Raw genomic sequence first — 15,995 nt, 5'->3', positions numbered from 1 at the left:
AAAGTGCTCGCTGTTTTTTGTTTGCTTACAAAACCACATGTATATAGCGATCTTTCGAGCGCTTGTAATAAAAGTCATCCACTTTTAGGTAGGTAAAATTGCCAATCTGAATGTAGGTGCTGCGTGGTGGAATGTGTTTGTAATGGTAGTAGTGATGCTTCGGTCGCTTGTGCTTCACCACCACAACTTTTTTGTGTTTATGCTTATGTTTGTGCTTATGATGATGGTGGTGATGCCCGTGATGATGTCCGTGTTTGTGGTGATGTTTAGGGTGTGCCATTACTTCAGCACTGAACATCCCCAAAGAAAGCATCATTCCAACGACTGTGAAAGAAAATCGCTTCGACACTCGGTTCCCCTTTACTTTATAACTTGTTAGTCATCTTAAAGAGAGTAGTCGCAAGCCATGTCAGCCTCTGGCGAGACAGTTTCACCTCAAGGTCAAATATCATCACGATTTATCAGGCAACGGTCAGGCCATACACGCCGCTGATGCAGTCCTCACAATTCTGCACAAAAAAGCCGCTTGCCCAGTTATGGACAAGCGGCTTTCTAAATTCAATTGCTGTTTGTTCGTAAAGTCGATTTATACTGCTTGAGCGAACAGCAAGAAACAGCCGAATAGGAAGATCATGCTCATACCCATCGCACCACCACCAGCTTCGTACACACTGTTGTTTTCTACAGGTACACGACGCACTTTCATGGTCATCGATAGTGGAACAAACACCGCTAGGAATACAAGGATGATACCTGCGTAGCTAAGGATCGCTAAGAAGTGCTCTGGAGCAAATACCGCGCCAAGCAACGGCAGAATAAACGTCGTCACGAATACCACTGGCTTACTTGCTTTTAGCAGGTCTGCATTTTGGTCGTAAAGCGCCATTGCTACACCCAAGAAAGACGTCAGCAGGGCCAAGCCAGTAAACATAGACAGAATGAACTCAAGACCGGTGTACTGTTGACCGAGAACAGAGATCAACTCAGACACGTTTGAGAACTGGATAAGTTCGTGTGGTGGCAAGTTACCCACGACTGCAAACAACCATAGTAGGTAACACACAAGTGGAATCGTCGAGCCCACAATGATCATGTTGCGCAGTTGGTTTTTACTCGCTTCTTTGTTGTAAGTCACCAAAGAAGGAATCACGACCATGAAGCCAAAGCTTGTGAAAAGAACTGAGCTTTGCTTGATCAGTGCCATTTTGTCGGCGTTCACTACTTCACTTAGACCTTCAAACGATACGTTTGGAGCAAGGGAGAAAAGCGTCAGAATCAGAGCGACAATCATACCGATAAACAAGCCACGGTTGAGTTTATCAACGACACCTGTACCTGCTGATACAATAAGACCGACAAGAACAGTAAAGCCAACTTGGCTCGAAATAGTAGAAACAGGAATGCCCATTGATGCAGTGACTTTCTGTACAAGATCGCCAGCACCAATGATGTAAGCCATTAACAAACACACAAGTAAGGCGTAAAGAAGACCATTCGTTACAAACTGACCGCCTTTACCAAGGGTTTCACGAGCAATCGCGTTCATGCTAACGCCACCACCTACTTTACAGCTTGCTTCCAACAGAAGAAGTGCAGCGTAAGTTGTCCCCGCCCAGATGAACAGCATAAGAAGAGTGCCCCAAAGGAGGCCGAATTGAGCAAGCACCATTGGTATAGCAAGCATACCAGCGCCAAGAGCAGTACCTGCAACGATCAGGGAGCTGCCGACAAGTTTTAGGTTCACGGTTAATACCTCTAAATTTAATCCGTTTTAGTTATCACTTATCGCGGTTTTGGTTAGAAACGCGATCAACAGAAATGTCCCCGCCTTACGTCACTGAAATTCAGATCACAAAAAACAACACACGCAGGTTCGACTCTGCAAGCGCATTTGTGTGTAAGGGGAATCATTTCCGAGCAGAGTTTTGATTCACGGAACGTCTTATTTTGGGTTCGAAGCAAAATCAGCACATCCTTTTTCGTCAATCCCATTCTCTGCTAAATGGATTTGGTTCGAGAGGATTGTAAGGCATAAATAGGACGATTGAAAAGCAAAAGCTCCATCTTATAGCCATATATTTTAACAACTATCGGTAATTGCAACGGATATGTTGCAAAATAGCTTGTTATTTAGCCTTTTATTGTCTTGGCGAATGAAACTTGAGCGTTCAAACTCATTTTTTGAGGTGTACATGAAAATGTACACTTTGTTGGAAGGCATTAGAATCGCAGAACATAGCCTAGATTCAGCAATATCGTTATTATTCGCTACATACTGGCACGATTCGGTTCACATACCTCCAAACACTGATTTACGGTTCGAAGCTTTTGGTAAATGAGTGTTCTGAATGCTGGGAGTGGTTCCCCAGCATTTATATCCTTTCTATTAGATTCCTTTATGTCCCCTAAGCACAATTGATGATTTTGCGCACATATCCGCTTACCTACTATGTCGTCTAAGAATCAGAGTTCGTTATCCAACGCATCAATAATGTATGTCATGGCTGCAATGCCCATATCCGCCACTGAACGCTCCATCGGACTCAGGTTCTCATAGGTTTGCTCCAATTCTGCTTGCTCAATATAACCTCGATGCAAGAAGAGCTCTTTGTACTTCATTAGTCGTTTCTGCGATTCACGTGTGAGCCAGGTTACGTCCAATCGAATATCGCAGCTGCGATTACGAATCTCAGCAAGCAGTTGTTCTAAAACGCATTGCATTTTGCGAATACCTACCTTGCCAGAAATTGATTTATAAATCTGATGTTTTTCCATTTTCTGAAACTAACTGAAATTACGTAAATTTTTTGTGGAACGTCATTCTTATCGCTATATCAATTTGGGTAAATACGGGGTGGTTAAACTGGTCCGTTTATTGCGTGCTTCAGGACAAAACTGTCCTTTAAGGAGCTCTTATGCATGTAGACCCATTGATTGAAGTGCTGATTACTCGACGAAAAGAGAAAGGGATGTCGCGTGAACAAATGGCAAAAGTTGCGGGGATGAGCGAAAAAACCTATCAGAGAATAGAGAGAGGCGAGTCGGATTTGAAACTATCCCAATACCGTTCGATTTTACGAACTCTCAACTTAACGGATCTGGATATTGCTCTGGATGCAAGAGGTGTCAGTAATATCTCATCAGAAGATGTTGCCTCTGCAGCAAGGTTACTGTCTCCAGAAGCACAATCTTTACTGACCAAGCTAATTTTTTTGGTGCTAGAGCAACAGAAAAACGATAACAAAAAGTAGTGCTCTAGACTCAGGCCCTTAACAAAGCTAAGGTGAACTAAACTTAAAGATTAGAGCTTCGGTACTCCAACCATGGGGAAAAGCCTTATGAGAAGCATCTGGGTCATGATCACCGCCATTCTCTGCTTGCTGGGAGCAACAAGTCTGTCTGCACAACCGCAAGTGAAACCCGCGGTAAAGCCGATCACGCAGCCGGGCAATAAACACGATTTGCGACCAGTTAATCGCCCTCATAGGCCCATCAAGCCACCCCACTATAATCGGCCACCTTATTACCGTCCGCCCTACTACAGACCACCCTATTACCATCGACCACCTTACGTCGTTAGGCCGCCGCGTTATCATTCGTCGTTTATCTATGTGAGACCGGGGTATTGGTATCCACCCTATCGCGGACGTTATTACTATTATCATAGCGATCTCGTTGGCATAGCGACCTTCGCCATCTTTGCCGGCATCACCTATGCAATCGTTCAAGACTCGTATTACCGCAGGAATGGAGACCGCTATGATTACGTCCGTTACCCGCCAAGTGGTAACTACACGATTGTGAATGGAAACACCATCACGACGTCTTCTTCAACGTCGTCAAACTATGCGTCATCGTCAGGGCAAATTGTGTCTTCTTCGCCAAGTTCGAACGCGCCGCGAGTCACCCACGTTGTTCCGGCGACAAAACCTGAGCCTAGCCCTTACAAACTTGGAGAGATCGTAGATTCACTGCCTCACACGAAAGAAACGGTCGTCGTAGACGGACAGAGCTATTTCAAATACAAAAATACTTGGTTTGCGCCACTCAGAGCCGAGCGTAAGTTTGTTGTGGTGGAATCACCGTTGTAGTGCTTTATGTGTCCCCCTAAACGAACTAAACCCGCATTCCACGGGTTTATGTTTGTTTGTAGATAGCCGTTTGAGTCGCTCGCTTTTCAATAGAGCGCTTCGAACTCTGGAATCCTCGCTTTACCTCTCAGTAATAAGAAGTTCAGAAATAGGCTCGTCGATGTAGTGAGTATCTTCTCTTCTTCCACACCATGTTTTTCCAGCAAAGCAATCGCCAAGTCTAACTTAGAGATCTCTTCACAGAAGTGAGCATCCGACCCTGTGCTGAAGTAAACGCCAATCTCTTTGCCCAGTTCGACAATGCGATCACAACGGGAATCACTGCCCTTGCGGCTTTTGCCTGTCAACGATGTATTGTTCACTTCAATTGCAACATTGTACTCTTTAGCACAGCGCAGCACCTGCTCCATATCGAATGGATAATTTGGGTTACCTAGGTGACCAAGAACATCCACTCTGCCGCTTTTAATCGCATTTATCAGGGCGGTGGTATGCTCAGCTTCGATTGCGGGCTTGAATACGGGTTCATGAAAACTCGCAATCACCCAGTCAAGATGTTGGTCAGAGGAAGGTGGTAAGTCTATCTCCCCTTTCACATTCAGCGTGTTGGCTTCGACGCCACGAAGAATACCTACATCGTGTAAAAAGCGGGGCAAAATTCTTTGATTGTTGAAATACCAGTAGTGAGGGGCTCCTGGCATCTCGGGAGCATGATCGGTGGTACAAAGAAGTTTTAGCCCCTTATTCTTGGCAGACAAAGCGTTCTCTAAAATGGTGCTGTAAGCGTGTCCACTGGCAATAGTATGGGTGTGGCTATCAATCACGATATCCATGGTGACCTCCTGAGATTGTGGACGAACTATCGAATTTCGAACGAACCGTTTTGATTAAGAAACAACGATAAGTCTGCAGGAATCGAATGATTCAATACTTTATCAACGTTGACCGCATCCGAACGCAAGTAGAACTCCAAGGCGACTTCTGGGTCTGTGCCACCACGAATCTTACGATTGACTAAACGCTCTTGTAGAAACTCCGCTTGAGTATCAATAAACACCGTAAAATCAGCCAAGCGATGCAGTTCTTTCCATACCGGTTCATCTAGCAACAACCAGTTGCCCTCGACGACGACAATATTACGGTTAACCTGAATGGCATCATCAACCGGATCATGTAAGTTGCGGTCGTAGTAAGGCCATTTGCTGTCTTTCACTTTAAGCTGTTTCAGCTTATCGATAAGCTCAATGAGATTGAACGTCTCGTAAGAGCCTTTAATGCTGCGCAGAGGAACAATTTCACCATTACGTTCAATGGTGTTGCTGTCGAGGATTTCGTTCGGGTAGTGAAAACCATCAAAAGGCAGAACCTGAAGTGGCTCTTGGTTTTCATCTTGTTCAGAGAGGTGTTCCCAGAACGCAGCTAGGGTCGACTTACCGCTGCCCGGAGGGGCACACAAGAACACAACAATGCGTTCCTGCTTCTCATGATAAAGACGGGTAAATTTTTCGATAAGAGGTTGATGGATTCGCTTTACGTCGGCATCGGGAAAGGTAGCTTCGGTTTCAAAACCACTGACGTTTAAATTCACTTTCATGGTGAACCCTTATTGATTGATCTCCCCTTCGATTCTTTCTATCAACATTTCACATGACAGCTTCAACACTGTTTTGATGAGAGATTCGTATCTCATTTGCGAAAAGGACTCAAACGAAGAGAACTTAAGCTGATTGATCGACTCAAGATAAAAGCTGTCTTGCTGAGAAGAGAGTACCGCTTGGTTTTTGATGAAGTCGTAAATCACGTCATCCGCAAATTCAACTTTCTCCGGTTGGCTAACCACGTACTCCAAGACCTGATCGTACAACCCGATATCGGCGTAAGTTTCCAAAGAGATTTTGCCCATCGCAAACATCAGCTTCGATACCACATCGGTCGTCACCAACGGACCATCTTCTTTCAATAAAGGATCCACAGCATATTCCTTCACTAGATCGTCTTGGACGAACACGCTCGGAAGTAGTGCTTTTAACTTGAGGTTAATTATTTTGTTAGAAACCTGAAGAAACGCAGTCGCATTTTCGCACTCGTCCAGTTTCTCCAGTAATTCGTCTTCACGTGACAACGTATTATGACCTCTCCATTATGTGGCAGCGCAAAGGCTACCACACAAATTCGTTGCAACTAAACCGTTAAGCTCACGTCATAAAACTCAAGTAACGCTTTTTCTGCATGTGCGTTCCACACATAGTTATTCGCGTTCAAAATTGCGTCTAATTCGGCGAAGAATGGGTCTTGGTCTGCCAACGATAGGAAATCATCAATCGCGGTCAATGGCAGGTCGATGTGTGGGTAAATCAACTTCTTACCACCCGGAATATCCAGTTGATTCAGAATCGTATGTGGCGCAGCTTGCAGACCACCAACGTGGGTGATCATGAACGATGGATTGATCTTACCTTGTGAAGACAAGTCGATAGATTCCACCATATCACCGGTCGAGCCACCAGATGTGCCAACAATGTGCGTTGATTCGTAATGCACGTTGTAGAAGTTAAACGGTACTTTGAATTTTTTATCGGTAGGGCCTGCGAAGAAGTTCAAGCAGCCATCGTTGCCCAACAGCTCATCGGCTTGTTCTAGCACCTGCGATACCGCTGCATACACCATCACGTCGTCGTAGCCTTTGCCATCGTTCAGCGCTTTCAGATAAGTCACAGGATCATCGACTTGAGCTGTATTGACGTAATGCAGTTCGACGCCTTGTTCTTTTGCTTTTTCAACCGGGATTAAGCACTCTGCTCGGTCTAAGCGCGCAGCGTCGATGTCTGTCACCACAATCAGTTTTGGCTTCACAGGTCCGTTAATCGCGTAGTCAATCGCGCCAATGCCCATTGGGCCAGCACACGCAAGTAGCGCTAATGCTCCGCCCTCTTTGATGCCCATATCGTGCTCGTACACGTATTGCGTAGTGTGGTAACTCGCATGGTAAGCACCGATGACGCATGACATTGGCTCAGCCAAAGACGCATCTGCAAAGTAGTCACCGTGGTAAGGCAGTACACAGCCTAAGTCGATAGCAATTTTAGGAATGATGGAATACGTTGCGTTGCCGCCAAAGGTTTCGTAGCTGTAACCCGCCGAGTAACCAGTAGGCAAACCCATTGCTGGTTGTAGAACAAAGTAATCGCCTGCTTTGTATTGGTCTTTTAGGTTCTCACCGACTTCAACAATCACACCTGCGTATTCATGACCCGTCATCACTGGCACTTCATCGATGTTCTCAGGTACGCGTTTGTGTTTACTACCTAACAATGCCGCTTTGTAAGTGGACAGGCAAATGCTGTTTGAAATGTTTTTAACCAGAAGTTCATCGGCTGAAATGCTTGGCAAATCAAAGGTTCTTAGTTGAACGTCTTTCTCGCCACAGATAACCGCTGCCGTTGTTTGTACCATGATTTCTCTCCTAAATGGGGCGGTAGGTGCCACCCCATACTGCATTGTTAGGCTGGTTGCTCAGTCGCGACCGCTTGTTGCTTAATCGTATCCATCAGCTCATTGAGCGCTGGGTCATTGAGGAAGTTCTTAATCGTTACCACCGGCAAGCCTGTTGCTTTAATGGCTCGACTTTCTAAGCTTTCGTGTGTCACGACAATGTCGGCTTCACTTGGGACTTTTTCGATGGCGAAGTTCTTCACTTCAATATCAATCCCGGCTTGAACTAACTTGCGTTTGAAGGTTGAAGCACCCATCGCACTTGAGCCCATACCCGCATCACAAGCGAATGCGACAAATGCAATTGGTTTGTTTACTTCTTGTGTTGCAGCAGCAACTGGTTTGATTGTGCCTTCCGCTTTCATGTCTTTCATATCAGAGACAGACTGTTCAAACTCGTCTTCTTTGTCTTCTGCTTTGCTCATCTTCAGAATCGCACTTGCGACAAGGAACGAAACAATCGTTGCAGTTGTGACGCCTGCGATGGTCGCTAGGAAGCTGCCTTTCGGAGTCAGTGCTAGGTAAGAGAAGATTGAACCTGGACTTGGACCTGCAACCAAACCTGCATCAAGTAAGTTAAAGGTTGCGATACCTGTCGCTGCACCCGCAATCATTGCCAAGATCATGATTGGCTTCATTAACACGTACGGGAAGTACAGCTCATGAATACCACCGAAGAAGTGAATGATGATGGCACTTGGCGCAGAACGTTTGGACAGACCCTGACCAAACTTCGCGTAAGCCAGCAGCATACCAAGACCCGGACCTGGGTTAGATGCCACCATAAAGAAGATTGATTTACCTGTTTCAGCGGCCGCTTGCAGACCTAGTGGGTAATAAATACCTTGGTCGATGGCGTTGTTGAGGAACAGCACTTTCGCCGGCTCGTTGATGATCGCAAGCAGAGGAAGGAATCCCGTCGCCACCAAAGCTTCGATGCCTGATTTCACAAACAAGTTTGCCGCTGTTACTGCAGGACCAACAATCTCGTAGGCGAACAGACACAGGATCATGCCCACAATACCTAGTGAGAAGTTGTTCACCACCATCTCAAAACCAGAAGGAATACGGTGTTGGATTCGCTTATCCATTTGCACCACAACCCAAGCACTGAGTGGGCCCATGATCATTGCGCCAACAAACATTGGGATGTCCGCACCAACGATAACCCCCATGGTACCGATGGCACCGGCTACCGCGCCGCGTTTATCACCAACAATTTGACCGCCGGTATAACCGATTAACAGTGGTAATAAGTAAGTGATCATTGGACCAACAAGTTCCCCAAACGCTTCGTTTGGCATCCAACCTGTTGGGATAAAGAGTGCAGTAATAAAGCCCCAAGCGATGAAGGCTCCGATATTTGGCAGCACCATGGCGGTCAAATGACCCCCGAATGCTTGCACATTAGCTCGCATGTTTGCTTTCACGTTATGTTCCTTTTAGTATGCTTTTATTATGTCTAGCACTTGTTCCTTAGATGAAGCTTGTGCCAGTTTTGCAATGTTCTCTTCGTCCACAAACATCTCGCTCAGCGCTTGAATCACCTCAATGTGGGTATCAGAGTCTTTTGCAGCTAGGGTAATTAGAATGTTGGCAGGACCAAGGTCCGAACCAAAATCAACTGGTGAAGGGAAAATATGAATGCCCAAGCCCGTTTTTAGGACACCGGTTTCTGGGCGAGCATGTGGCATCGCCAGTCCAGGGCACAACACATAGTAAGGACCATTTTCTTCGGTCGATTGGATGATGGCATCCGCGTATTGCTGAGAAACATAACCTTTGTCTTCTAGGTATTGCGTTGTCTTTTTAACTGCGTCTTGCCATTGGTAAGCGCGGTCATTAATAACATCTACTAGTTCGTGGTCGATTAATTCATACAGCATTTTTAAACCCTATCAACAGTTCGGTATCGATGGGTTAATTATCAATAAGAGTCGTAGAACCGCGCAAGCACGCCTCTTTTGTGCAACAAATCACAATTAAATGGCTGTCAATTTGTTTTAATGAACGTAGCTCAAAAATAGATGAAGAAAGTTAGCAACAAATTTTCTTTCAGCAACATGTCAATAGGCATAATTTGAACCTCCGCACCTATCCAAACATTTCTAGAAATTCGCAATAATATATCTTGATCACATTACGACTCTTGACTCGCCATTTATCGTGATTAAATTCAAACTTCATTTTCCACTAATTCGGCGCTAGTGAGTTTCAAACAGGGATAATCATCACACTTGTTTGTTAAAAGAAATCGAAACGTTGCTTAGTTTCAGCATAGAGCGAACAGAAGGCCGGAAGAGTAAAGACACAAAAAACCCGCCGAGTGGCGGGTTTAAAATGAAATGCGTAGTATCGCGCTTACGACTTATGACGTTTTGCCACCAGCGTAAACTTGTAGTCAGTCGATTTAAAGTAGTTGCGGCTATATTCAAACACCACATCTCCTTGTAAGAAACCACGCGTGCGCTTTTCAATGATCGGCTCGGCCGGATCAATATCTAGCAACTCTGCAATGTCTTGCGGTGGCAATACCGGGATGATTTCTTGCTCACTGCGATCAATCACCATGCCCTTCTCTTTCTCGATAAAGTGGTACTTAGAACCTTGCATCACTTGGTAGGTGAGGTCTGGGAACATGTCTGTCGGCAGCCAAGTTTCTTCTACCGTGATTGGGTTGTCATCAAGGTAACGAACACGTTTCACGTAAAAGACTTTGTCATCTTCATTAATGTTCAGCGCATCAGCCATCGTGAGCGATGCTTTGGTAATCTCGAACGCGACCACATCACTGTGCGTCACTGCATTTAGGTGCGCCCACTTCTCTGCAAAGCTGGTCTGCTGGTAAATGTCGTAGTTAACCTTGTTCTCTTTCACATAGGTACCACTACCTTGCACACTCTCCAGTTCACCATTTTCAATCAGCAATTTTAACGCTTGGCGAACCGTGACTCGGCTACAAGAAAATTCTTCGCGTAACTGAGCTTCGGTAGGAAGAGCGGTTCCTACTTTGTATTCGCCATCGCTGATCTTCTCGCGAATCGCATCCGCAATCTGGCGATACATTGGCAGTCTTGCCATGTTTACCTCTATAAAAACAATACAAATGACCATTCAAGTGAACTTGTTTGAGACAACTCAAGAACCGAGCACACTGGAGTGAACTATCATTGCAAGAAAGACTTGGTTTATGGGCTCTATAATACGAATTCAGGTCAACATGACAAGCACTTGTTCGAATATCGGCATACAAAAACAAGCCAAAACAATACAACAATAATACATATTTTAATTCAACTGCGATCCTGGTCACGGATCATTTGTATTTAAAAGGTATTATTCACATCATTGTTGAATGCACAACAATGTCGAATGTGACAATGGGACAAAAGTTATGAAATTAACCTCTCTTACAAACCCATCGCTGATAAACCTACAAACGACGTTCGAAAGTCGTGACGCAGCGATTCGTGCACTTGCCGACCAGCTAGACCAGCAAGGCAAACTGCATAACAAGGAAGAATACCTACAAGCAGTGTTTGCTCGTGAAGAGCAAGGCCCGACGGCGCTAGGCGAAGGCTTGGCAGTACCGCACGGTAAGACAGATGCAGTAAAAGAGGCGGCATTTGCCGTAGCCACACTAAAACAAGACTTAAAGTGGCAAGGTCTGGATGAAGACGAAGACGTAAACCTGATCTTCCTAATCGCAATTCCAAATGCGGAAGCAGGTTCAACACACATGCACCTGCTGACCGAACTGACCACAACGCTAGTGGATGACGATGTTCGTGAAGTAGTGTTAAATGCTACAAATGTAGAACAAATTTTCGCTTTGCTTGATGGTCAAGCAGAGCAAGAAGAAAAACAAGACCAATTAGATACAAATGCACCAACCATCGTTTGTGTGACGGCTTGCCCTGCGGGTATTGCGCACACTTACATGGCAGCAGAATACCTAGAGAAGACAGGTAAGAAGCTGGGTTACAACGTGCATGTTGAAAAGCAAGGCGCAAACGGGATTGAAGATCGTCTGACTGCTGAACAGCTCAACAGTGCAACTGCGGTCGTCTTCGCGGCTGAAGTGGCAATCAAAGAGTTAGAGCGTTTTGACGGTATTCCTCGTGTAGAAGTGCCAGTTGCTGAGCCAATCAAGCACTCTGAGCGCATTCTTAACGAAGCGGTTGAAGCAGGTAAAGCAGGTCGAAGCGCTGGTGCTGCAGTTGCAACCAACGACAAACCGAAGAAACTACCACTTAAAACTGAACTAAAACAAGCACTTCTATCAGGTATCTCTTACGCAGTTCCTCTTATCGTTGCTGGCGGTACCGTACTTGCTGTTGCCGTGCTATTGGCACAAATGTTCAACCTACAAGATTTGTATGCAGAAGAAGGCTCTTGGCTGTGGATGTACCGCAAGCTAGGTGGTGGTCTACTGGGTACATTGATGGTTCCTGTACTGGCGGCATACACCGCTTACTCATTGGCAGATAAACCAGCGCTTGGTCCAGGCTTTGCCGCAGGTATTGCAGCAAACCTTATCGGCTCTGGCTTCCTTGGTGGTGTTGTCGGTGGCTTGATTGCCGGTTACGTCATGCGTTGGGTAAAAGAAAACGTACGTCTAAACCCTGCGTTCAATGGCTTCCTAACTTTCTACCTATACCCGGTTATCGGTACTTTGGTTGCTGGCTCATTGATGCTGTTCGTTATCGGTAAACCTGTTGCTTGGCTAAACCAAGGTTTGACGGATTGGCTAAACGGCATGTCTGGCACCAACGCCCTACTTCTAGGCGCAGTAATTGGTTTATTCGTATCGTTCGACCTTGGTGGTCCAGTTAACAAAGCCGCTTACGCATTCTGTCTGGGTGCAATGGCGAACGGTGTTTACGGCCCATACGCTATCTTCGGTTCGGTGAAAATGGTCTCTGCGTTCACAGTAACGGCTTCAACCATGCTTGCACCTCGCCTGTTCAAAGACTTCGAAATCGAGACGGGTAAATCAACTTGGTTGCTTGGTCTAGCGGGCATCACTGAAGGTGCGATTCCGATGGCTATCGAAGACCCAATCCGCGTTATTGGCTCATTCCTACTTGGCTCTGTCGTAACAGGCGCAATGGTAGGTGCTGCTGGCGTAGGTCTATCGACTCCGGGGGCAGGTATCTTCTCAATCTTCCTACTACACGATGCAGGTCTAGGCGCATTCACTGCTGCGGCAATCTGGTTTGGCGCTGCGCTGATTGGTGCAACTATCTCGACCATCACTCTCATCATGTGGCGAGCACACGCAGTAAAAAAGGGCAAATTTGTCACTGAGGCTGCTGCTCAACATTAATTCGAATTATTTATACCCAAGTAACTTCAAGCTGCTTGGTTCAGCGAGAATGACTTGGTTTGTAGACGCGGCGGCGATTTGAAGGTCTAGTGGGTCTAAATCAAAAATCGGCAACAAAGTATACATGCCAAGGCAACTCGCCCTTTGGGAGCGTGTCATTGACCCGATTTCTGCTTCAAACAATTTGGAAATAGAGAGCTATTACACTGCATTGTTTTCCTTGAACTCGAATCAATGACAACGCTCTGAATCCTGCAGTTTGAAATCACTTGGGTATATAGATTCGCTCAACACAAACTTTGGGCGTGGGATTTCTGCGCCCTAAATATTCGTCGGCAAGCATAAATGCCGCAAAAACGAATAGAAAACAATCAAATTTAAAACAAATTAACGGCAATTATTGCCTAAGACGGTAAAAGTTATGACTACATCTCGCGTTCATATTACTCCTCACATGCACTGGGATCGTGAATGGTACTTCACTACAGAAGAGTCTCGCATTCTGCTAGTGAACAACATGGAAGAAATCATGACTCGTCTGGAAAACGATCCAGACTACAAATACTATGTTCTAGACGGTCAAACCGCAGTTCTGGAAGATTACTTCGCAATCAAGCCAGAAAACAAAGAGCGCGTACGTGAGCTAGTACAAGCAGGCAAACTGATTGTTGGCCCTTGGTACTCTCAAACGGATACGATGCAAGTATCTGGTGAATCTATCGTACGTAACATGCTTTACGGATTGCGCGACTGTCTAGCGCTAGGCGAGCCAATGAAGATTGGTTACCTACCAGATTCGTTCTCTATGAGCTCTCAGCTACCAGCTATCTACAACGGTTTTGGCATCAATCGCGCGATATTCTGGCGTGGTTGTTCAGAGCGTCACGGCACAGATAAAACCGAGTTTTTGTGGCAATCAAACGATGGCAGCGAAGTCTCTGCGCAGGTACTGCCACTGGGCTACGCGATTGGTAAATACCTACCGCAAGACGAAGAAGGTCTGCGCGCACGTCTAGATAAGTACTTCCCAGTGCTTGAAAAACCGTCGGTAACTAAAGACATCTTACTACCAAACGGTCACGACCAAATGCCTATCCAAAAAGACATCTTCGAGGTGATGGATAAGCTACGTGAAATCTACCCATACAAAGAATTCAAAATGAGCCGCTTTGAAGAAGTGTTCGAGCGTATTGAGGCCGAGCGCGATCAGCTTGATACCATCAAAGGCGAGTTCAACGACGGTAAATACATGCGTGTTCACCGTACTATTTCTTCAACGCGTATGGACATCAAACTGATCCACGCAGAAGTAGAAAACAAGATCGTAAACATTCTTGAGCCACTGGCGTCTATCGCATGGACACTAGGTTTCGAATACCACCACGGTCTAATCGAGAAGATGTGGAAAGAGAGCATGAAGAACCACGCTCACGACTCGATTGGCTGCTGCTGTTCAGACAAAGTACACGCAGAGATCTTGAACCGTTACATCCTTGCTGACGACATGGCGACCAACCTGATCAACTTCTACAAACGTAAGATTGTTGACCACATGCCTGCACGCGAAGGTTGCGACAAGCTAGCACTATTCAACCTATCGCCATACGCTCGTGAAGAAGTGGTAAACACCACCATCACTATCCGTGCAGAACAGTTCAACTTGTTTGATGAAAACGGCACGCCAGTTGAGTACTTCATCCAAGATCAACGCGTAATCGATCCAGGTAAGATTGACCGTCAAATCGTTCACTACGGTAACTACGACCCGTTCATCGAATACGATATTCAAATCAAGCACACTGTGCCAGCGATGGGCTTCACTACCCTACACATTCAAGCGAATGAGAAAGGCACGCAAAAAGTGGCTGAGCAGAAAGCTTTCTCATATGAAAATAGCCTGCTAGAGAACGAATTCTACCGAATCAACGTAAACGCAAACGGCACTCTGAACATCTTCGACAAAGAGACAGAGCACCTTTACGAACAAGCGCTGCGCATTGAAGACGGCTCTGACGATGGCGACGAATACGACTACTCACCTTCGCGTAAAGAGTGGCTACTGTACTCAGACGAATTCGATGCACAAGTGAATGTGAAGCACGAAGGTTTCCAATCTGTGGCAACCATCAAACTGCGCATGAACTTGCCTGAGAACCTACAGCAACGTGAAGAGCGCACAGGTCAAAACGGTTACCTAGACGTGAACTGCCAAGTGGTTCTAAAACAAGGTACACGCCGTATTGAAGTTCGCATGGAGCTGGACAACCAAGCTGACGACCACCGCGTTCGCGTATTGGTACCAACGCCGTTTGTGTCTGAAACCGTAGTAGCGGACAACCAGTTCGGTTTGATCACTCGTCCAACGAACGATCCAGAAATGGCGAACTGGGAAGCAGACGGCTGGAAAGAAGCACCAGTGCCGGTTTACCAGCTAATGAACTTTGCTGCGGTTGAGAACGCACAAGGTGGTATGGCGTTGATGAGCAACGGTCTGCGTGAGTTTGAAGTGATTTCAAGCCAAGGCAATGAAGAGCGTGACACATTCGCCCTAACCCTTCTGCGTGGTATCGGCGTGTTGGGTAAAGAAGAGTTGTTGCTTCGTCCGGGTCGTCCATCTGGTATCAAGATCCCGACGCCAGATTCACAAGTACGCGGCAAGATCGTTTGTGAGTTCGCACTGTTTGGTTTCGCGGGCAACCACATCGAAGCAAACGTAATGGCAGCGGCGCGTGACAACGTGACTCCAATCCAGTGCTACAACAAGATCCCTTACAACGCGATGAAGCTGAACGTAGGCGAGCAAAATTTACCGCTAACGCACAGCTTACTAAACAAATCGCTAGAAGGCGCAGTACTGAGCGTACTGAAGAAGGCGGAAGACGAGGATGCACTCATTCTGCGCGTCTACAACCCATCAGAGAGCGAAGTGATTAACGACACCGTGGCGTTTACTTCAGAAGTAACGTCATGGAAAGAAACACAGCTAGACGAGAAAGTGCTACCAAATGAAGTGGACACTGCATCGTTCGGCGCGCTGAAACCGTGTCAGGTTAAGTCTTTCCAAGTGAAGTTCTAATCCGGTT

Annotated in this window: 14 protein-coding genes; 4 read left to right on the top strand and 10 right to left on the bottom strand. The window is 46.1% G+C overall.

What is annotated here, in order from left to right:
- Positions 1-25 precede the first annotated feature (25 nt).
- The 3 genes from OQJ86_RS13165 to OQJ86_RS13155 all read right to left on the bottom strand — a co-directional run bounded on the left by OQJ86_RS13165 (position 26) and on the right by OQJ86_RS13155 (position 2,775).
- On the bottom strand, positions 26-349 hold the full coding sequence (locus tag OQJ86_RS13165; RefSeq protein WP_132696824.1) for a hypothetical protein: 324 nt from the start codon (positions 347-349) through the stop codon (positions 26-28).
- A 237-nt stretch (positions 350-586) separates the two neighbouring features.
- Positions 587-1,744, bottom strand: a complete 1,158-nt coding sequence (locus OQJ86_RS13160) for an amino acid permease (protein ID WP_265988037.1) — start codon at positions 1,742-1,744, stop codon at positions 587-589.
- Positions 1,745-2,463: 719 nt separating this feature from the next.
- Positions 2,464-2,775 (bottom strand): hypothetical protein, encoded by a 312-nt coding sequence (locus tag OQJ86_RS13155; RefSeq protein WP_038875460.1) that lies wholly within the window; start codon positions 2,773-2,775, stop codon positions 2,464-2,466.
- Positions 2,776-2,915: 140 nt separating this feature from the next.
- Here OQJ86_RS13155 and OQJ86_RS13150 point away from each other — a divergent pair, with 140 nt between their 5' ends.
- A complete protein-coding gene (locus tag OQJ86_RS13150) occupies positions 2,916-3,251 on the top strand; it encodes a helix-turn-helix transcriptional regulator (RefSeq protein ID WP_038875463.1) in 336 nt (111 codons plus the stop codon).
- 87 nt (positions 3,252-3,338) lie between these two features.
- Positions 3,339-4,091: a hypothetical protein gene (locus OQJ86_RS13145; protein ID WP_265988036.1), complete on the top strand. Its 753-nt coding sequence runs from the start codon at positions 3,339-3,341 to the stop codon at positions 4,089-4,091.
- Positions 4,092-4,177: 86 nt separating this feature from the next.
- On the opposite strand, the gene OQJ86_RS13140 is transcribed toward OQJ86_RS13145, so the two are convergent.
- From OQJ86_RS13140 to OQJ86_RS13110, 7 genes are all read right to left on the bottom strand, one after another.
- Positions 4,178-4,924: a phosphatase gene (locus OQJ86_RS13140; protein WP_265988035.1), complete on the bottom strand. Its 747-nt coding sequence runs from the start codon at positions 4,922-4,924 to the stop codon at positions 4,178-4,180.
- 26 nt (positions 4,925-4,950) lie between these two features.
- Positions 4,951-5,685 (bottom strand): nucleoside/nucleotide kinase family protein, encoded by a 735-nt coding sequence (locus tag OQJ86_RS13135; RefSeq protein ID WP_265988034.1) that lies wholly within the window; start codon positions 5,683-5,685, stop codon positions 4,951-4,953.
- Positions 5,686-5,694: 9 nt separating this feature from the next.
- On the bottom strand, positions 5,695-6,213 hold the full coding sequence (locus OQJ86_RS13130; protein ID WP_005435522.1) for an MltR family transcriptional regulator: 519 nt from the start codon (positions 6,211-6,213) through the stop codon (positions 5,695-5,697).
- A gap of 59 nt (positions 6,214-6,272) precedes the next feature.
- Positions 6,273-7,544, bottom strand: a complete 1,272-nt coding sequence (locus OQJ86_RS13125; RefSeq protein WP_265988031.1) for a zinc-binding dehydrogenase — start codon at positions 7,542-7,544, stop codon at positions 6,273-6,275.
- Positions 7,545-7,591: 47 nt separating this feature from the next.
- Positions 7,592-9,013: a PTS mannitol transporter subunit IICB gene (locus OQJ86_RS13120; protein WP_102848030.1), complete on the bottom strand. Its 1,422-nt coding sequence runs from the start codon at positions 9,011-9,013 to the stop codon at positions 7,592-7,594.
- A gap of 12 nt (positions 9,014-9,025) precedes the next feature.
- On the bottom strand, positions 9,026-9,469 hold the full coding sequence (locus OQJ86_RS13115; RefSeq protein ID WP_005425097.1) for a PTS sugar transporter subunit IIA: 444 nt from the start codon (positions 9,467-9,469) through the stop codon (positions 9,026-9,028).
- A 475-nt stretch (positions 9,470-9,944) separates the two neighbouring features.
- Positions 9,945-10,664 carry a GntR family transcriptional regulator gene (locus tag OQJ86_RS13110; RefSeq protein ID WP_020194774.1) on the bottom strand — a complete coding sequence of 240 codons (720 nt, stop codon included), beginning with the start codon at positions 10,662-10,664 and terminating at the stop codon, positions 9,945-9,947.
- A 313-nt stretch (positions 10,665-10,977) separates the two neighbouring features.
- Between OQJ86_RS13110 and mngA the strand changes: the two genes are divergently transcribed.
- On the top strand, positions 10,978-12,912 hold the full coding sequence (gene mngA, locus OQJ86_RS13105; protein WP_265988030.1) for a PTS 2-O-a-mannosyl-D-glycerate transporter subunit IIABC: 1,935 nt from the start codon (positions 10,978-10,980) through the stop codon (positions 12,910-12,912).
- A 421-nt stretch (positions 12,913-13,333) separates the two neighbouring features.
- Positions 13,334-15,988, top strand: a complete 2,655-nt coding sequence (gene mngB / locus OQJ86_RS13100; RefSeq protein ID WP_265988029.1) for a mannosylglycerate hydrolase — start codon at positions 13,334-13,336, stop codon at positions 15,986-15,988.
- The last annotated feature ends 7 nt before the right edge of the window (positions 15,989-15,995 follow it).

This window comes from Vibrio sp. Sgm 5, from assembly GCF_026241575.1.
GTDB classification, from domain to species: domain Bacteria; phylum Pseudomonadota; class Gammaproteobacteria; order Enterobacterales; family Vibrionaceae; genus Vibrio; species Vibrio jasicida.
The sequence above is the reverse complement of the archived record's forward strand: the minus strand, read 5'-3'. Positions and strand labels throughout refer to the sequence as shown.